Raw genomic sequence first — 18,870 nt, 5'->3', positions numbered from 1 at the left:
CCTTAATGATTTTCTGAGGCAGAGCGGCGCCTGCGGCGCCGCTGGTGCTATGCGAGATTCACGAGGATGGTCTTCATCTGTGTGAAGTGGTCCAGCATTGCCTCAAGCGATGCCTCCTTGCCCAAGCCGGAATTCTTGTAGCCGCCATACGAGAGGCCAGGCTGGGCTACGAGATTCTGGTTTACCTGGACGAAGCCGGCCTGAAGCCTCAGGCTGGCATCCATCGCCGTCTTCAGATCCCGGGTCCAGACTGACGCCGTCAAGCCGTAGTCTGTGTCGTTGGCCATCGCCAACGCGTCCCTGTAGCTCGAGAATTTCATGACGCAGACGACCGGACCGAAGATCTCTTCGCGCGCCAGCTTACTATCATTGGTCAGGCCGGTGAACATCACAGGGCGGATGAACAGTCCGGCTCCCAGCGCCAGGTCTGCTGGCAATGTCGAGCATTCCACCGCGGTTGTGCCGGGCAGGGATCGTCCCGCTTCGATGTATCCGCACACCTTGTCGTACTGGGCTGGCGAGATGATAGTGCCGATGTCCGTGGCCTCGTCCATCGGATCGCCAATCTTCATGGCATCGACCAGCGCCTTCACCTTGCCGACAAATGCGTCATGCACCGACTCGTGCACGATCATCCGGCTGGAGGCCGAGCAGCTCTGGCCCTGGCGGGTGAACCGCATGCCGGCCACCGCGCCGGCGGCAGCCTGATCCAGGTCAGCGTCGGGCATGACGATCATCGGGCTCTTGCCGCCAAGCTCGAGCGTGACGGGGATCAGCTTGTCGGCCGCTGTCTTGTAGATGATCTTGCCTGTTTCCACGGAGCCGGTGAAAGTGACCTTGTGCACACCGGGATGCGCGACCAGCGGCGCGCCGCATTCAGGGCCATAGCCGGCAACCACGTTGAGGACACCCTTGGGCAGCACCTGGCTCAGGATCTGGCACACGCGCAACACTGCCAGGGGTGCTTCCTCGGCAGATTTCACCACGACAGTGTTACCGGCCACGAGCGAGGGTCCGATTTTCATCGCCAGGATGTACATTGGCGCGTTCCAGGGCAAAATCGCGCCAACGACGCCGAGCGGTTCCCGCACGGTGAGCGTCAGGACATCCGGCCGGTGGGGCACGGTCTCGCCCTTCAGCTCCGGGGCCAGGCCGCCGTAGTACTGCAGCATGTCGGCGATACCTTCCGCTTCGGGACGGCTTTCGGTCCGAATCGCCTTGCCGGTCTCGAGTGTCACAAGCCGTGCCAGCTCCTCGACGTGCGAGGCCAGCAGCCGGGCACATTCAATGACCAGGGCGCCGCGCCTGCGCGCCGGTGTATCGGCCCATTCGCGCTGGGCGCGCTGCGCGGCATGGACGGCGAGATCCACGTCATCGGCAACGCTGAAGGGCGCATCCGCGATCTTGCGGCCGGTGGCGGGATTGATCACGGCGAACGTCCTGCCCGAGCGTGTGGGCGCAAGCTCGCCGTCGATGAAATTGTGCCCACTCAGGGCCAGGGCCAGATCTTCCGCGTTGAGATTGGGATGGAGGGGGTTAGCTGACACAGAGGTCTCCTGGGCTATGCAGCATTAATTGAGAGAAGCGCTGTTTTCGATCAACCTGGCAACTACGGTCCAATCGCGGGCGCCAAGGCCAGATTCGCTTAGCTGCCGGTACAGCTGGATGGCCCTGGCGCCAAACGGTGTCGCGGCGCCAACCTCACTGGCGGCAGACGCGACGAGGGAGAGGTCCTTGAGCATCAGATCCGCCGCAAATCCAGGGACATAATCGCGACTGGCGGGCGAAGACGGCACGGGGCCCGGCACCGGGCAGTTGTGCGAGAGGGTCCAGCACTGGCCGGTAGACTGTGTGATGATGTCGTACATCGTCTGATAGTCCATGCCGAGCTTGCTGCCCAGGATGAAGGCTTCCGAGACGACCGCGCTGCTGACGCAGGCGATCAGGTTGTTGCACAGCTTGGCAATCTGGCCATTGCCGCTGGCCCCGGCATAAAAGATTCTGGCGCCCATCTGGCGCAGGACTGGCTCAGCGCGGTCGAAGGCCGTGCGCGCGCCGCCGACCATGAATGTCAGCCGCGCTTCGCGGGCGCCAGCCTGGCCGCCGGCCACGGGAGCATCCAACATCGCAAAGCCGGCTTGCGCCGCTTCCGCGGCGACAGCACGCGCGGCGGCGGGTCCGATGGTTGAGCTCTCGATCAGCAGGGCTCCCGGCGCGGCGACGTCCAGGACACCGCCTGCGGTGCAGTACAGGTTCTTCACGTCATCGGCATTTCTCACGATGGAAATGACGATCGATGCGCCATCGACAGCCGCTGCCACGCTGCGCTGCGATTGCCCCCCCTGTCCGGCGAAGCCGGCCAGTGCGGCTTCCGAGATATCGAATCCCTGCACGTCGTGGCCCGCACGTACAAGGTTCAGGGCCATGGGCATGCCCATATTGCCAAGACCAATGAATGCAATTCTGCTCATTTCGCTTACCCCTCAGCTATCGGTTGCCGGTTCGCTTGCGCACAGTGCGGTGCGACGCCCGGGGCGGATCGCATCGCGATCGTCCTGTTGAGGGCGAAGCATCCTGGGTGCATCGTTCACGGTGCGCGAGTAGCGCGGAGCCGGGCTGGGCTGCACGACACCATCGATGGTCGTGAATACCCCGCGCGCGCGGGCGTGCGGGTGATCGGGCGCCTCGCTCATCGAAAGGACCGGGGTGACACAGGCATCGGTGGGGTCGAAGATGCGGCACCATTCGTCGCGGCTGCGGGTCTTGAAGATCGTGGAAAGCCTGGCTTTGAGATCCGGCCAGGCTTTCGGGTCCCGCTGGCGGTCGAAGTCCGGGTCGTCGGCCAGACCTAGCCTTTCCCGCAGCAGCGCATAGAACTCGGGCTCAACCGCGCCGATCGCGATGTACTTGCCATCGCTGGTCTCATACGTCTCGTAGAAATGCGTGCCGGTGTCGAGCAGATTGACACCGCGCTCGTCGCGCCACACACCGGCGGAACGCAGCGACCACATCATGCTCATCAGCAACGCGGTGCCGTCGAGCATGGCGCAGTCCACCACCTGACCTTCCCCCGTGGCGCGTGCATGCAGGATGGCGCTGACCATGCCGAACGCAAGCAACATGCCGCCGCCGCCAAAGTCTGCGACCAGGTTGGCGGGTGGCGTTGGCTTGCCGCCCTCGCGCCCGAAGGCGTGCAATGCACCGGCCAGCGCGATGTAGTTGATGTCGTGCCCGGCGCGCTGTGCGAGGGGCCCGTCCTGGCCCCATCCGGTCATGCGCCCGTACACCAGCCGCGGGTTGTCAGCCAGCAAGACCTCAGGGCCAAGCCCGAGTCTTTCCATGACGCCCGGGCGGTAGCCCTCGACAATGCCGTCCGCGTCGCGTGCGAGCGCGCGGGCCTCGCGCACACCTTCGGGCGTCTTGAGGTCAAGGTGCACGACGCGGCGCGAGCGTGCCAGAACGTCCTTGCTCGCATCCATGATGCCTTGCCGCCAGGCCGGTACATGCCGCGCCACGCGGATGACGTCCGCGCCGTTGTCGGCCAGCATCATGCAGGCGAATGGCGCCGGCCCGATTGCGCCGAACTCGATGATCCTGACGCCTTTCAATGGACCGCTCATGCTTGTGCTCCCACCGCGGACTTGCCTGCGGCATCCGCCTCGTCCATGCGGCCGGCGACCACCCGGCTTGCAAAGGCCTGGTTGATCTGCGTTGCCGTCTTGCCCAGGCCCGCGAGGAGTGCGCTGGTGTCCTCCCCGAGCAGGGGCGGCCGGCGGCGGCTGGCCGCTGGCGTCAGCGCCAGGCGGATCGGGGACCGAAGCTGACGCACTCTTCCGAGCAATGGATCGTCATCGTCCGAGTACGTGCCGTTGTGCCGGACCTGCGGATCGGCGAAGAACCCGGCCAGGTCGTTGACGCGCCCAAGCGGGACGCTGTGCTTCTCGGCAAGCTGCTCGACGGTGGCCGTGTCGAGCCGCCGCGCGCTGTGCCGGATTTCATCCCACATCGCCTCACAGTGATCGCGGCGCTCCTTCACACCAGCGAAGCGGGGATCGTCGATCAGGTCCAGGCGGTCAAACATCCGGCAGAGATTCCTGAACTGCTCGTCGGTGAAGATATGGCCCATGACGTGGCCGTCCGACGTCCGGATTGGGAAGTAGGTGTTGGGCAGGGCGCGCGCACCGATACTTGGCGTCTGGAAGTAGTGGTTCACCATCAGATCCGGCAGCATGAAGGCGGCGTAGGCGTCCAGCAGCGACACGCAGACCCGCTGGCCCTTGCCGCCGTTGCGCTCGCGGTGGACGAGCGCGGCCAGAATTGCTTGTGCGGCGGTGGCAGCGGTAATCTTGTCGACGACCGAATTGCGGACGGGCTCGGGCTGGTCCTGGCTGCCGATGCCCGGCATGGTCCCGCTCAGCGCCTGCACGACATGATCGTATGCGGGCCGTGCGGCATACGGTCCATCGACGCCGAAGCCATTGATTGACGCATAGATGAGCCTTGCATTGGCCTGGCAAAGGGTCTCATGCCCGAGCCTGAATCCGTCCATCACGCCCGGGCGGAAGTTCTCAATCAGCACATCGGCAGTCAACGCCAGCTCGCGCGCCAGCGCTTGTCCCGAAGGGGACTTGAGGTCGATGCACATGCTTCGCTTGCCACCGTTGAACAGCGCGAATCCAGCCGCGACCCCCTGGTGCTGGGGGTGCCCCTTGCGCATGGGATCGCCACTGATGGGCTCGATCTTGATGACCTCGGCCCCGAGATCGGCCAGCATCTGGCCGGCGAACGGCCCGGCAACCATGGTTGCGAATTCCAGCACGCGCAATCCTGCGCACGGGCCGGGTGCCTTGTCCCCGTTTTCGGTTGTCATATTGTTCCCCGAAGTTTCTGTACACCCAGGCGGTGTTGCGTGAAAGACGCCCGCCGCCGTCGGGTTCCCTACATCAGCACACCCGCCATGCGTCCGGCATTTCACGGACGAGTTGCTTACCCTGCCGTCTCCCTGCCTCGGCGGCCACCTGGCGCCGGCTGGGGTCGAAGTTGTTCTGGCCGATCGCGGCTTCGCTGCTCGCGTCAGGAACAATGAGCACGGCGTCGTCGCGCTTGCCGCAGGCGTCGATCTCGGACTGCACCGTGACGCCGGTTAGGTTGCCCGGCCGGGGCGAGATGACGATGCATTGGCCGAATCTCCGTGCGAGGTGTGCATTGGTCACCGATACGCTGCCGCCGTCCACCCAGCGTTTGCCGCCGGCCGAGATCACGGGCCAGATGCCCGGCGCCGCACCGCTGGCAGCGGCAGCGTGCACCAGGTCGATGCCCGAGTCGCTGGTAAGCAGGTGCAGCTCGCCGCTGTCCACGTCGATGGCGGTGAGCATCAGCCGGTCGGACGGCCAGTCATCGCGGTCGAGCCGGTCGCGCACGACAGCCAGGCGCCGGCGGACCTCAATGGATGAGGCCGCCAGCGCAAACTCGCCGATGCGCCGTCCGGCGCGCGCCGCGTCGCCGGCGCATTCCGTCAGCAATACGGACAGGGTCTGGATGACATCAGAGGACGAGGCGACCGGCACCTCTTGTACGCTCGCAGCAACCTGCCGCGCGTACGCCCACGCAATGCCCCTCGGGTCAAGGAGTGCGCAGCCGGCAAATGCGCCGGCCGATGTCCCGATGACTTCGCTTGCGCCGAGCAGGTCGATGCCGCCGGACGCAAGCCCGTGGAGCACGCCAATCTCCCAGGCGAGGCCGAGGACGCCACCGCCCCCAAGTATCAAACCGCGGTTCATGCTCTAAGTTCCCGTTACCTTGACTGGTTCATAGCCCCGCGCCGGAGGGCTGCCTGCCGGCAAGCATCCGGGCGGCGGGGCGCCGACGGCATTGCATCAGCGCAGGATGAAGGCTTCCTTCATGGGCTCGCGGGTCATGCGCCAGAAGTCCACATGGCGCCATGGCGTCGGGAGGATGGGCCGCCCCTTCTGGTTGGTGTAATAGGTGTGGGCGCGCCGCTCCCAGGCCCAGATCGCCCCCGCCATCTTCTCGTCGAGCTTGCGGTTGTGTTCATCAAACGCTTCCTGGGTCACCTCCAGCGAGCGGGCATCCTCCTCGACCAGTAACTGCAGGCATTCCATCGCGTAGTGGTTGACGACCTCCGCCATGAAGTTGTGCCCGCCAGCATGCCCAGCCCCGGTATGCGGGCCAGAGTTGATGAAGAGATTGGGGAACTTCGGCACCATCCCGCCCAGGTAGGAGGACGGATTGTTGTCGCGCCAGACGTCGGATAGCCGTACCCCGTTGCGTCCCGCCACCTCGATCGGCGACAGCCAGTCGAGGGTCAGCCCGGTCGCGTAGATGATGACGTCGAGCTCGATCAGCTTGCCGTCCACGGTCAGGATGCCGTCCGGCACCACACGCGCCAGCTTGCTGGTCTCGAGGGCCACGTTCGGCTGCGACAGGGCGTAGTAGAAGCCACCGGGGGCAAAGTCATACGGGTCGCGCACGCTTCGCTTGCCCAGCGGTGCGTAGTCCGGCGTCAGCTTCCGGGCCAGTTCGCTTCCCTCGCCAAAACACGAGTTGATGTAGTTGATGCAGAACTGCATCAGGCGGTCGTTGGCTGGAGAGATGGAGACGTGCGTCTTCGCCCATTCTGGGTCTGCGCGAACGATCGGATATCCGACCTTGTCGCTATAGGTCCAGTAAGACTTCAGCCTGTCCCAGTGGAGGAAGTACGGCAGGTACTGGCGCGCCCAGCGCTTGCTTTGCGGAATATCCCCGTCTCCCGCCTGGTTGGGAATGATCCACATCGGCTGGCGCATAAAGACGGTGAGGTGGTCCACTTCCTGCGAGATCTTGCCGATCACCTGCACGCCGGTCGCTCCGGTGCCGATGATGCCGACGCGCTTGCCGCGCAGATCGACGTCATGCTTCCAGCGGTTGGCGTGAATCGATACGCCCTTGAACGTCTCGCGGCCTTGCAGGTCGGGATAGTTCGGGCGGTTGAGGTGGCCGAGGCATGACATGACTGCTGTGGCGCGCACCCGAGATGCCTCGCGCCCCTTCTTGACCACCATCAGTTCCCACTCCTGGTCCTCTTCGATCCACTGGATCTTCAGGATTTCGCTCTCGAGCTCGATGAACTCACTGATGTTGTGCTTCTCGACGATGCCTTCGAGATAGCGCAGGTACTCGGAGCCCACCGGGTAATAGTTGCTCCACGATGGATTGAGTTCGTACGACAGCGAGTAATACGTGGCGGGTGTATCGACCGCGACGCCCGGGTAGTCGTTCGCCGCCCATACGCCACCGACCTTGTTGTTGCTATCGAAGATGCGGTAGCGGAAGCCGCGGTCCTTCGCCTGGATGGCGGCCGCGATGCCACTCATGCCGGCACCGATGATGGCCAGTTCGATACGCTCGGTCGGGCGGCCGCGCTGCGGCAGCACGGGCTGGTTGCGCACAAAGCCTGCCTGTTCGAGCAGCATGTCGCCAAACTCGGCATCGATCGGCTCGCCGGTGACCATCGCTGCCATCTTGAGAAACAGATCGGGCGCCAGATCGTAGCCCGACAGGTATTCGGTCTGTTCGGAGGCGGGCTTGTCCAGCGCGGCAACCGTCAGCTCGATCATCTCTTGCCGGATAGCCCCTGGGATGGTGGCGACCTGGGCGAAGCCCTTCAGCGTTTCGACGACCTTCACGCCAGGCATGAGATCGCCCTTGTCCGGCATCTTCAGTTCAGGCGCGTAGCGGCTGAGCAGCGATGGGTCGCGCGTGATGTGCACGAGCGACGCTAGCAGCAGCGCCGGGTCTACGTCTGCAAGGTATTTGCGAAGGTCAGATTCCGCGATCTGGCGTTGACGCGCAATGTTTGTGAAGACATCTCGGAGTTCGCTCCTGGCTGCAAGCGGGTTGGTCCCGGCTGCGGATGGGATGGCTGCGTTGGAAGGTTCAATATACATAGTGGATTGGCGTTCCGGTTTAGTGGTTTGTTCATGTGGCACGGCCTTGCAGATTGCGGGGACCATGCCGTCCCTGGTCACGTGTCGGAAGTGTAGGAACGGCGCAGTGCCGGACCAACAGGAACCGGTGAAGATGAGAACTTCGCAAAACGCGATATGCAGCGCCAGCGCATGCCGAATGGATCGGCGATCGAGGGTCGTGCTGACGCAGTGCAGCAGTACGAGGCGCGCCTGGACTGGTGATGCAAAGAGGGCAGGAATTGCTCGAATTGAGCAAGTAAGAACTTCGTGAAACGGCGCAATGCGCCCGGACGTCCGCCTCTAAACTTCAAGCGACTGAAGACCGGAAACAAGAGGCGACGCGATGCGAACAAAGGTGCAGGCTGCCGTGATGGTGAAGGCCCGCGAACTCCAGGTGGAGTTGCTGGACCTGGATGAACCGCACGATAACGAAGTGATGGTGGAGATTGCCGCGACAGGCGTGTGCCATTCGGACCTGTCGGTGTACCAAGCAGTGCTGCCGACACCGCTGCCAGTGATACTGGGGCACGAAAGCGCGGGTGTCGTCGTGGGCCTGGGATCTCAGGTGTCGGGCCTGGCGCTCGGCGACCGCGTGGTGCTCAGCCTGCTGGCCCAGTGTGGCAACTGCTTCTATTGCAACCACGGCCAGCCGGTGTTGTGCGAGTCGGGGCAGCCATCGATGCTGCAGGGCACCATGGCAGATGGCACGACGCGATTTACATGGAATGGCGCACCGGTGTTCCAGATGGCCGGTCTGGGAACGCTTGCACAGCGGGTTGTCGTACCGGCTACATCGGTCGTTCCCATCCCGGACTCTCTGCCGCTGGAGCAGGCGGCATTGCTCGGCTGCGGGGTCATGACGGGCTGGGGCGCAGCGGTCAACACGGCCCGGGTCGAAGTCGGCGAAGCGGTGGCCATCCTCGGTTGCGGCGGTGTCGGCCTGCATGCGATCCAGGGCGCGCGTACCAGCGGTGCCAGCATGATCATCGCAATCGATCCCCGTACGGATCGCCTGGAGCTGGCGCGGTCGCTGGGTGCGACCCATCAGCTGCAGCCCGGGACCGGACTGGTGGAAAAGGTACGCGCGCTCACCGGTGGGCGCGGCGTCGAGGTCGCGCTGGAAGTCGCCGGGCGCCAGCAATCCATCGATGACGCCATACGGATGACCCGACGAGGCGGCCGTGCCGTCATTGTCAGTGCGCCGGGTAAGGACGTGGTGGTGAACATCTCCGCGTTCGGCGGGCTGGTGCTCACAGAGAAGACCATCCGCGGCTCCCTCTATGGTTCCGCTCACGTGCGCCGCGACATTGCGCGGCTGGTAGACCTCCACGGGGCGGGCAAGCTGCAACTGGACAACCTCGCGTCAGTCATCTATTCGCTGGACCAGGTCAATGAGGCCATGGCGCATTGCGCCACGGAGGCGGGCGGTCGGGCCATCGTGCGCCCATGAGGTCACGCGCGATGCCTACTCGCCGCGCAGGCGCCGCCAACGAACAGGAGCAACCATGACGCTTCCCACGTCAACATCGATCACGCAGCACCTGATTGATCCGGCCATTTGCATACGCTGTAACAGCTGCGAGGAGTCCTGCCCGGTTGGCGCGATCACACACGACCACAACAACTACGTGGTCGACGTCGAGCGCTGCAACCATTGCCGTGCGTGTCTCCCCCCGTGCCCAACGGGCGCGATCAATCACTGGTACCCGGTGCAGCAGCCGTACACGCTTGCGCAGCAACTTTCGTGGCAGGATCTGCCAACGCCGATGCAAGCGGGCACCGAGACCGATGCCAACGAGAGTCCTGTCCTAGTGCGGGCGCCCGCGTCGGCGAGTGCGCCGGCACTGCACCTGTACAGCCGCGCTGCACCAGCCGTCGCGACGGTGACATTGCGCGAGCGGGCCACGGCACTCGACGCTGACGATGATGTCTGGCACATCGTGCTGGATTTCGGCAACCAGGCGATGCCCATCCTGGAGGGTCAGAGCATTGGCATCCTGCCGCCCGGCCTCGATGCCAATGGGCGCCCGCATATCGAGCGACTGTACTCGGTCGCCAGCGCAAGAACGGGCGAGCGGCGGGGCACCAGCACTGTCGCACTGACGGTGCGGCGCAAGCCGGGCGGCCTGTGTTCGAACTATCTGTGCGGCCTGGTCCCAGGTGAAACGGTGCGGGTCGTCGGCCCGCTGGGCGATACGTTCCTGATGCCCATGGAAGCGTCCGCCAACCTGATCATGGTCTGCACTGGCACAGGCGTCGCGCCTTTTCGGGGCTTCATCCAGCACCGCCTGCGCAGCATGCGCGGCGCCACAGGCAGCCTGATGCTGTTCTTCGGCGGCCGTCGTCCCGTGGAGCTGCCTTACTGCGGTGAGGAAGACGGGTTGCCGGAGGGTTTTGTCGACCACTACTTCTGCTTCTCGCGTCAACCGGACGCGCCCCGCATATATGTGCAGGACGGCATCCGGGCCGCCGGCAAGCGAATCAGGACGCTTCTACAGGACGAACTCACGCACGTGTTCCTGTGTGGCCGCAAAGGCATGGAAGCCGGCGTGGAGGATGCCTTCGCGGGTGTCCTTCGCGGCGACGGCGCATCCGCATGGCCAATGGTCCGGGAACGCCTGTTAGCCAGCGGACGCTATCACGTTGAAACGTACTGACATTTTCCAGGAGATCCCAAGTGACCGACACCAACCAGCACGCACTGCTCCATGACGGCTATGACCTTCTCTCCGACCACTATGTACAGGAGGCGCATGCCCTGTGGCGCGACATCCGTTCCAGCGGCTGTCCGGTGGCGCATAGCGAAAAGTGGGGCGGCTCCTGGCTGCCGACAACATACGACGATATCCACCATGTCGCCCAGAATCCCGCAGTGTTCTCATCGCGGGCCGCGGAAATTGCGGGCGAAGTGCCGCCGCAGGGTTCGGGCCTGGTGCTGCCACCGCTGACCAGCGACCCGCCGGATCACAAGATCCACCGTGACCTGCTCGAGCCCTACTTCACGCCGGCGCGAGTTGCAGCCATCGAGCCGTACGCACAGAGTCTCGCGCGCGACCTGGCGCGACGGGTCGCCGTCAAAGGCGAAGCGGACCTTGGCGAGGACTACTCCAAGCCCTTCGTCTTGTCATTGCTGACACGCTTCCTCGACGTACCCGACGACCGTCAGGAGCGCTTCATGGACTGGGCCATCCGGGTCCTGAAGTACGGGCCCTTCGACCAGGAGTTGCGCAAGGCGGCGTTCGATGAAGCCTTCGCGGATCTTGAGCAATTGCTCAAAGAGCGGGAGCAGGACCCGGGCGAAGACCTCGTCAGCCATATCGCACTGGCCACCATCGACGGCAAGCCGATCTCGCGCAAGCACCGTATCGGTAGTCTGCTGCTGGCCGTCCTTGCGGGCGCCGATACCACGTGGAACGCTCTCAACGCCAGCCTGAACCATCTGGCTGATCACCCTGCCGACCGGGCGACGCTGATCAACGAGCCAGGCCTGTTGAGGACGACTGCGGTGGAGGAGTTGCTTCGCTTCTATGCGCCGCTGTCTATCGCGCGCGTCACCACCGAGGAAGTGGAGTTGAAGGGGCGCTGCATCGGTGCTGGCGAGCGGGTGATTCTGGCTTATCCGGCGGCCAATCGCGACCCGGCGGTATTCGAGAACCCAGACGAAGTGCAGCTTGATCGCAAGCGTAACCGACACCTGACCTTCGGGGTGGGCGTGCACCGATGCCTCGGGTCCCACCTCGCCCGCATGGAAATGCGCGTCGCCATCGAGGAATGGCTCAAGGCGATTCCGAATTTTGAGCGCATATCCGGCGCGGTCAAGTGGTCTGCGGGCAATGCCCGTGGTCCTGAGAACGTGCGTATCCGGGTGGTTTGACGCCTGGATGCCCCAGCGGATACAGAACAAGGAGACGACGTTGAACAGCACAGTGATCCTGGAAAAGGACGGCCCGGTGGCGCGACTGATCCTGAACCGGCCGGAGAAGCACAATGCCCTGCGCTTCGATGAGATGGACGACCTGGTTGCCGCCCTGCGGGATGCCGAGTACGACGATGACATCAAAGTCATCATCCTGAAGGGGAACGGGCCCTCATTCTGCGCAGGCCACGACTACAACGATGCCGTCAAGTCGTACGGGCTGGAGCTAACCCCGGACGGCGGCAAGCCGCGGCGCCCCAACCAAAGAACGCGCTTGCAGCGGGACCGACGCCTGGGCATGAGCTACATGGCGTTCCAGAATTCGGCCAAGCCGGTTATCGCACAGGTCCATGGCCATTGCACCGGCGTGGGCATCTACCTGGTGGAGCTGGTGGATCTGGCGATTGCCGCGGACGATGCCTGCTTCAGCCATGCGGAACAGCGCTTTGGTCTCGCCGGCAATACCTGGCACATGAACTCGCAGATCCTGATGTATGGCGCCAAGGTTGCCCGGGAACTCATGCTACTGGGCGAGCGCTTCAATGGCAGCGAGGCTTGCCGGCTCGGTCTGGTCAATCGCGCGGTGCCGTTGGCTGAACTGGAGACTACCGTTGAGAACTGGGCCGGACGTATCGCCAAGCACCCGCGCGACGCCCTGGTGACGGGCAAGGCCATGCACCAGATGGCGCTGGAAAGCCTGGGCTGCGCGGCCCAGTTCACACGTGGCTTTGTCGGCCACACGCTCGGTACGAACCTGAGGTTCGAGAGCGACGAGTTCAACTTCCTGCGCGAGCGCAGGGAGTCTGGCACAACCGCGACTTTCAAGCTGCGCGACATGAACCATCGGGATGCCGACTGAGGCGAGGCCCGGCCGGCAACGACGCTGCCCACCTGCGCGTCAATGCCCATCACCCTGATAAGGAGACGGCGTGGAACTGCATGTCACCCAACTGAGCGTCGACAACGGCGTCGGCCTGGTTCGGCTCAGCCGCCCCGGGCGCGGAAATTCCTGGACTACGCGCATGAATGCCGAGTATCGTTGGCTGATGTCATGCCTGGACGACGACCCGCGCGTGCGTGTGATTGTTGTCACCGGCGCCGGCCAGCAGTTTTGCGTCGGCGCTGACACGAAGGCGCTGGACCATTACCGTGAGTCCGATCAGGACTATCTCGAAAGCTTCAGGAATGACGTGATGGCAACGCCGGGTCACGGCGTACGCCCGGAGTACGAGCACGAGCTGATCTGGCATTGGGGCCTGCAAAAGCCCGTCATTGCCGCCATCAACGGGGCCTGCGCCGGCATCGCCGTCGCGCTGGCCGCTTACTGCGACCTTCGCTATGCCGCGGCAGGCGCCAAGCTCACGACCTCAACGCCACGGCTAGGGCTGCCTGCCGAATTCGGGCTGTCCTGGATCATGCCGCGTATCGTGGGCCTGACCCACAGTGCCGACATTCTGCTGTCAGGGCGCGTGTTCCTGGCGGAAGAGGCGCGCGCCATGGGGTTCCTCAACGGCGTGATGCCGCGTGAAACCCTTGAGGAGGAAGTTCTCCGGATCGCGCGCGGCCTGGCGGACTCGACATCGCCGGTGGCCGTGAAAACGGCCAAGCGTCAACTCTACGCCGACCTCATGCGGCACGACGCGGGCGCCGCGATCGAGGATTCCCGGGAACTGATGGGGCAGTTGATGAAACAGCCGGATTTCAGTGAAGCCATGCGGGCCATGAAGGACAAGCGGCCGCCGGCCTTCAGCCCGCTGCCCGGCACGGCCATGGGGAGTACCGCGTCATGAGTGCCTCCAATCGGCAGGGCCCGCTCGAGCGTTTTCGTGTACTCGACCTCACCCGCCTGCGAGCGGGCCCGACGGCGGTACGGCAGCTGGCGGACTGGGGAGCGGATGTCATCAAGATTGAAAGCCCGCAGGCGCTTGACGTCAGCGACGGCTGGATCGGGGACCGCCTCGGCTCGGATTTCCAGAACCTGCATCGCAACAAGCGCAGCATCACGCTCAACCTCAAGGATCCGGAAGGCGTGCGGATCCTCCAGCGGCTGGTCGAGGCCGCTGACGTGCTGGTGGAGAATTTCCGGCCAGGCGTGAAGACCCGGCTTGGGGTGGACTATGAAACCTTGCAGCGCAGCAATCCCGGGCTCGTCTACGCCAGCATCTCGGGCTTCGGGCAGGACGGCCCGTATGCCGACCGGCCAGGCTACGACCAGATTGTGCAGGGCATGGGCGGGCTGATGGCGATCACCGGCGAAAAGGGGCAACCGCCGTTGCGGACCGGGATCTCGCTGGCGGATACCGGTGTCGGCCTGTACGCGGCGCTCGGCATCATGACGGCCCTGCTCGAGCGTGAAGTGTCGGGCCGTGGGCAATGGGTGCAGACCTCCCTGTTGCAGGGCATGATCGCGCTGACCGACTACCAGGCGGCACGATGGCTGATGGACGGCGAGGTGCCGGAACCGGCAGGCAACGATCATCCCACTGCGACGCCAACCGGCGTGTTCCCGACCGCCGATGGCCATATCAACATTGCCACGGCAGGCGAGGAGATGTGGCGGCGCTTGTGCAATGCGATCGGGGCGCCGGAGCTGCTCGGGCGGGTCGAGTATGCCAGCAACGAACTGCGCACAAAGAACCGGGAGGCGTTGAAAGGCGAGCTTGCGCAATACACGAGGCGCAAGACAAGTTCCGAATGGATCCGGGCCTTCGAGCAGGCGAGCGTTGCCTGTGGCCCCATTTACCGGATGGACGAGGTATTCGAGGACCGGCAAACGCAGCATCTGGGCATGGCCATATCCCTGCGGCATCCGGAGCTTCAGGAGATAAAGGTCGTGGCGCAGCCGTACACGTTGTCGCGCACGCCAAGCCAGATGCGCACGGCAACGCCCGGGCGAGGCGAGCATACCGAAGCGGTGTTGATGGAACTGGGATATAGCGCGGAACAGATCTCGGACCTGCGCGAGCGTCACGTGGTGTGATCGTGGGCGAGCGCGCCAACCTGACCACAGACTACGGAGTGAGCATGAAAATTCGAATTGAATCGGCACGATGCAAAGGGCATCAGAACTGCATCCGGGCGGCGCCGGAACTGTTCATCGTTGGGGAGGACGGCTATGCGCGCGTCAGGGGAAGTGGCGATGTGCCGCCGGCCCTGAAGGAGGAGGTGCTGCTTGCCTGGGCAAACTGCCCTGAGTTCGCCATCGAGGTCGAGGACGACGAGCAATGACCCGGCCTTGATGCGGATACCTGGCGCGACTGGCGCTTTGTAACGAAAACCGGACCATATGATGGAGAACAGCAGGGGACACCTGATTCTCGAGCGCGACGGTGCGACGGGGCGGATTGTGTTCAGCAATATCGCCCGTCGCAACGCAGGCACGGACTCGATGTGGCGCGACGTGGCGCCGGCCCTGGATTCGCTCGCTGGTGACCCGGATATCCGGGTCATTCTGATCGAGGGCGACGGCGGACGCGACTTCATGTCCGGCGCCGACATCGCCGAGTTCAACAGCCGCTTGTCGCAGGCCGATGCCGTGCGCACGGTCGAGCGCAGTGCGCTGCAGGCTTACCGGGCAGTCTGGGACTGTGCCAAGCCGACCGTGGCCGTGATCCGTGGCTACTGCCTCGGCGGGGGACTGGCGCTGGCGAGTTGTTGCGATCTTCGGATCGCATCGGAAACGGCGCGGTTTGGCATTCCTGCTGTAAAGCTGGGAGTTGGCTATCCGGGTGACAGTATGGCGAAGATCCGTTCGCTCGTCGGGCCGGCGTTCATGAAGGAAATCCTCCTGACCGGACGCCAGTTCTCTGCTTCGGAAGCGCTGCGCATTGGACTTGTCAATACGGTCGTGCCCGATGGGGACCTGGCTGCGGAAGCCAGGAGCGTGGCCGCCGCCATTGCCGCCGCAGCACCCCTGACTGTCCGGGCAATCAAGCTGATAGACCGTGATCTGGACAGGTCATCCGCGGACTGGAATACTGAGCGTTGGGACGAATCTATTGCTGCCTGCTTCGCGAGCGAGGACTTTGTCGAAGGTTGCAAGGCATTCGCCGAGCGGCGCGCGCCGCAATTCAAGGGAAGCTGATTGGCCTGGATGTCGTGCGCGCAGTGCAGTGCAGTAGTGGGCGCAGGAGCAAAGGTTAGTGGATAAGTTCGCGGCTATTCAATCCTTCGTCGCCGTTGCGCAAAGGGGAGGCTTCTCGGCGGCCGCTCGCCAGCTCGGCGTGACGGCGTCCATTCTGACCCGGCGGATCGCAAGCCTGGAGCAGGAATTGCGCGTGCCGCTGCTCGTGCGCAATACCCGAAAGCTTGCTTTGACGCCGGCGGGCGAGGCGTATTTTGTGCGCTGCCGCGAAATCCTTTCCTCCATGGAGGAGGCGGAACAGGAGCTGGAACGCGCCTGCGATGATCCGGTCGGCCGGCTGCATGTCCAGCTGCCGCTGATCGTGGCGCGGCTGCACGTGGTGCCACGCCTCAGTGAGTTCGTTGAGCAGTATCCGGGAATCAATCTCAAGATCACGCAAGCCGACGGCTTGCAGCACGACCTGATCGGACGCGGCCTGGACATTGCCGTCTGGGGCGGCGATTTGCCCGACTCGCGGCTCGTCGCGCGCCCGCTGACACGGAACCTGCGCGTCACCTGCGCGACGCCGGAGTATCTTGACCGCTACGGCCGACCCGAACGCATCGAGGACCTGGCATCGCACAACTGCCTGACTGCGGACCTCTTTCATGGCGGGCGCTCGTGGCTCTTTCAGACGCCGGAGGGAGAACGCCTGGCGCCCGTGAAAGGCAACCTGGCGTTCGACAACAGCGACAACTACCGGGAAGCGGTTCTTGCCGGGTTGGGGCTGGGCCAGGGCCCATCGATCCTGTTCGATGTTGACGTCAGAGTCGGGCGCCTTGAACAGGTCCTGACCGGGTACGTCGCGCGCGGGCAGACCCTGTACGCGGTCTACCCGCCAGCACAGGGCCGGAACGCCAAAGTGAAGGCGTTCGTCGAGTTCCTGTCCCGCGTACTTCCCGTGGGCTGGAGTGGCATGACCGTGAGCCAGCCGCGCCTGGACGAAGCCGCGCAGGCGCTGGCAGGCAGGCGCGCGCAACGTCTGTAGGGCGCGATTCCCGGTCGGCGAAATCACGTCGCCCAATCCGGTACGCGCTGCATCTCTCGCCTGGCGAAGTACTCTTGTTCGCTCCGCTGTGTTGATCGCCGCCAGCGCACGGGGTCTACTACTACCCATGCGATGTGCGATCAGCATCGGGGTATCCCGGTCAATGGTCGGTACCGCGTGGGGCCATGGCCTCGACCCCGGATGTCGAGGCCTGGTGGCTGGACTCCCGTCAACGTAGTCGTCTGCATTGGTACCACTCCTATGATCACCCCACGACGCTGGTCTCGCGAGGTCGCGAGAGCAAGAGTTGAGAACTACTCAACACTGGTCTATACATATCGTCCGACGTCACTGGCCGAGTTTCTGCTCGACGCGCGCCGCTGGGCAGACCGTCCGTTCATTGTGCAAGGTGAACTGCGCCTGAGCACCCGGGAATTCGAATGCGCCGTACGGCGCGTCGCCGGCTTCCTGGCCGCGCAGGGGATTGGCCGCAGGACGAGCGTGATGTTGCTGGGCCATAACAGCCTGGAGTGGCTGCTTGTGTTCTGGGCGGTGCAATGTCTTGGCGGCGTGACAGTCCTTGGTAATGCAATGTGGGGCAATGCACAGGCGCAAGCTTGCGCGGAGCTGGCTGAACCGACGCTGCTCATTACGGACAGGGCGACGGCGTCGCCCCGGGGGCCGTGGTTGACCACTTCCTTCGATGAGATTGGCGCGGCCTTGCGCAACACGACTGCGGCGTTTCCATGCCCGGAGCCTGCGCCTGACATGGAGGACGAGACCGCCGTTATCATGTTCAGCTCCGGCACCACGGGCGATGCCAAGGCGGTGGTGATCTCGCACCGGTCATTCATCGCCAATATCCAGAATCTTCTGGTCCTGACCGGGCGCCTGCCTGACGAACTCGCGCCCGAGGCGTCGGGGACCATCAGCCTGCTGACCATGCCGCTGTTCCACATGGGAGGCATCCAGATCGCCACGACCACCCTGCTGACCGGCGGGACCCTGGTGATGCTGGAGGGACGCTTCGATCCGGTGACGGTGCTGAGGCTCATCGAGCAGGAAAGGGTGCGCGTCTGGGGCAGTGTGCCCACGATGGTTTCGCGCGTGGTGGAGCACGAACTGTTCGGCAACTTCGATACCACCAGCCTGAGGTCGATCCCGATGGGTGGCGCGGCTCTGTCCGACGATCTTCGCGCCAGGATCCAGAAGGCGTTCCCGTCCATGCAAAAGCGGGTGGGCAGCCTGTATGGGATGACGGAGGCTGGCGGTGTCCTGGCGGCAGGATCGAGCGCAGAGATCGAAGGCCGGCCCAAAGGGTGTGTTGGCAGGCTGCTACCCCTGGCCGAGGTGAGGATCGACGCCCCTGACGACGCGGGGGTAGGGGAGATCATGGTGCGCACCGCCACGATGACCCGGGGCTACCTTCGCAACCCTGAGCCGATGACCGGTCCGGACGGATGGTTTGCCACGGGCGACCGCGGCTGGCTCGATGCCGAGGGCTACCTGTACCTGGTTGGCCGTTCCAAAGACATCATCATCCGTGCAGGGGAGAACATCGCATGCGCGCAAGTCGAGCAATGTCTGCTTCAACACGGCGATGTGGTCGAAGCAGCGGTCGTGCCACTGCCGCACGCCGACCTTGGCGAGGAAGTCGGCGCCGTTGTTGTCTTAAGGCCGGGTACCACCGTTACGCCTGAGCGCCTGCGCGCCCATGCTGCCGCGCTGCTCGGGCGGCATGAAGTGCCCTCCCGCTGGTGGCTGCGCGCCGAGGCACTGCCAACGAATGCTGCCGGCAAGGTCGCCAAGCGAGAAGTCCTGGCTCAGTGGCGGCAGGCGGGGTCGGATCTTCCGCATGCTGATTGAGCGACGTGAG

The 18,870-nt window shown here is 64.3% G+C and carries 16 protein-coding genes; 10 read left to right on the top strand and 6 right to left on the bottom strand.

Annotation, left to right across the window (positions count from 1 at the left end; translation table 11 throughout):
• Positions 1-47: 47 nt before the first annotated feature.
• The 6 genes from I6H87_RS27610 to I6H87_RS27585 form a co-directional block, all read right to left on the bottom strand.
• On the bottom strand, positions 48-1,547 hold the full coding sequence (locus I6H87_RS27610; RefSeq protein ID WP_011617454.1) for an aldehyde dehydrogenase family protein: 1,500 nt from the start codon (positions 1,545-1,547) through the stop codon (positions 48-50).
• A gap of 24 nt (positions 1,548-1,571) precedes the next feature.
• Complete coding sequence (gene mmsB / locus I6H87_RS27605) at positions 1,572-2,471, bottom strand: 3-hydroxyisobutyrate dehydrogenase (RefSeq protein ID WP_011617453.1); 900 nt, start codon at positions 2,469-2,471, stop codon at positions 1,572-1,574.
• Positions 2,472-2,483: 12 nt separating this feature from the next.
• Positions 2,484-3,551, bottom strand: coding sequence for a CaiB/BaiF CoA transferase family protein (locus tag I6H87_RS27600; protein WP_328706765.1), 1,068 nt, complete (start codon positions 3,549-3,551; stop codon positions 2,484-2,486).
• Between the two features lie 65 nt (positions 3,552-3,616).
• Positions 3,617-4,870 (bottom strand): CaiB/BaiF CoA transferase family protein, encoded by a 1,254-nt coding sequence (locus I6H87_RS27595; protein WP_011617451.1) that lies wholly within the window; start codon positions 4,868-4,870, stop codon positions 3,617-3,619.
• A 73-nt stretch (positions 4,871-4,943) separates the two neighbouring features.
• Positions 4,944-5,780, bottom strand: coding sequence for a patatin-like phospholipase family protein (locus tag I6H87_RS27590; protein ID WP_011617450.1), 837 nt, complete (start codon positions 5,778-5,780; stop codon positions 4,944-4,946).
• 96 nt (positions 5,781-5,876) lie between these two features.
• On the bottom strand, positions 5,877-7,946 hold the full coding sequence (locus I6H87_RS27585) for a flavin-containing monooxygenase (protein ID WP_011617449.1): 2,070 nt from the start codon (positions 7,944-7,946) through the stop codon (positions 5,877-5,879).
• A gap of 364 nt (positions 7,947-8,310) precedes the next feature.
• Between I6H87_RS27585 and I6H87_RS27580 the strand changes: the two genes are divergently transcribed.
• The 10 genes from I6H87_RS27580 (at position 8,311) to I6H87_RS27535 (ending at position 18,860) form a co-directional block, all read left to right on the top strand.
• Positions 8,311-9,417 (top strand): Zn-dependent alcohol dehydrogenase, encoded by a 1,107-nt coding sequence (locus I6H87_RS27580; protein ID WP_011617448.1) that lies wholly within the window; start codon positions 8,311-8,313, stop codon positions 9,415-9,417.
• A gap of 55 nt (positions 9,418-9,472) precedes the next feature.
• Positions 9,473-10,624, top strand: a complete 1,152-nt coding sequence (locus I6H87_RS27575) for a 4Fe-4S binding protein (protein ID WP_011617447.1) — start codon at positions 9,473-9,475, stop codon at positions 10,622-10,624.
• A gap of 20 nt (positions 10,625-10,644) precedes the next feature.
• Positions 10,645-11,841, top strand: coding sequence for a cytochrome P450 (locus tag I6H87_RS27570; RefSeq protein ID WP_011617446.1), 1,197 nt, complete (start codon positions 10,645-10,647; stop codon positions 11,839-11,841).
• A 40-nt stretch (positions 11,842-11,881) separates the two neighbouring features.
• Entirely contained in the window at positions 11,882-12,742 is an 861-nt protein-coding gene (locus tag I6H87_RS27565; protein ID WP_039016261.1) for an enoyl-CoA hydratase/isomerase family protein, read from the top strand.
• A gap of 70 nt (positions 12,743-12,812) precedes the next feature.
• Positions 12,813-13,673, top strand: coding sequence for an enoyl-CoA hydratase-related protein (locus tag I6H87_RS27560; RefSeq protein ID WP_011617444.1), 861 nt, complete (start codon positions 12,813-12,815; stop codon positions 13,671-13,673).
• Complete coding sequence (locus I6H87_RS27555) at positions 13,670-14,863, top strand: CaiB/BaiF CoA transferase family protein (RefSeq protein ID WP_011617443.1); 1,194 nt, start codon at positions 13,670-13,672, stop codon at positions 14,861-14,863. The genes I6H87_RS27560 and I6H87_RS27555 overlap by 4 nt, the downstream gene beginning before the upstream one ends.
• Positions 14,864-14,865: 2 nt before the next feature.
• A complete protein-coding gene (locus tag I6H87_RS27550) occupies positions 14,866-15,111 on the top strand; it encodes a ferredoxin (protein ID WP_136227872.1) in 246 nt (81 codons plus the stop codon).
• A gap of 58 nt (positions 15,112-15,169) precedes the next feature.
• Positions 15,170-15,967, top strand: a complete 798-nt coding sequence (locus I6H87_RS27545) for an enoyl-CoA hydratase (RefSeq protein ID WP_041688154.1) — start codon at positions 15,170-15,172, stop codon at positions 15,965-15,967.
• Positions 15,968-16,025: 58 nt separating this feature from the next.
• The gene (locus I6H87_RS27540) at positions 16,026-16,994 is read left to right on the top strand and encodes a LysR family transcriptional regulator (RefSeq protein WP_011617440.1); all 969 of its coding nucleotides are present in this window, start codon (positions 16,026-16,028) and stop codon (positions 16,992-16,994) included.
• Between the two features lie 261 nt (positions 16,995-17,255).
• Positions 17,256-18,860, top strand: coding sequence for a class I adenylate-forming enzyme family protein (locus I6H87_RS27535; RefSeq protein ID WP_041688152.1), 1,605 nt, complete (start codon positions 17,256-17,258; stop codon positions 18,858-18,860).
• The last annotated feature ends 10 nt before the right edge of the window (positions 18,861-18,870 follow it).

The organism is Cupriavidus necator, from assembly GCF_016127575.1.
In the GTDB taxonomy this organism is placed as follows: domain Bacteria; phylum Pseudomonadota; class Gammaproteobacteria; order Burkholderiales; family Burkholderiaceae; genus Cupriavidus; species Cupriavidus necator_D.
The sequence above is the reverse complement of the archived record's forward strand: the minus strand, read 5'-3'. Positions and strand labels throughout refer to the sequence as shown.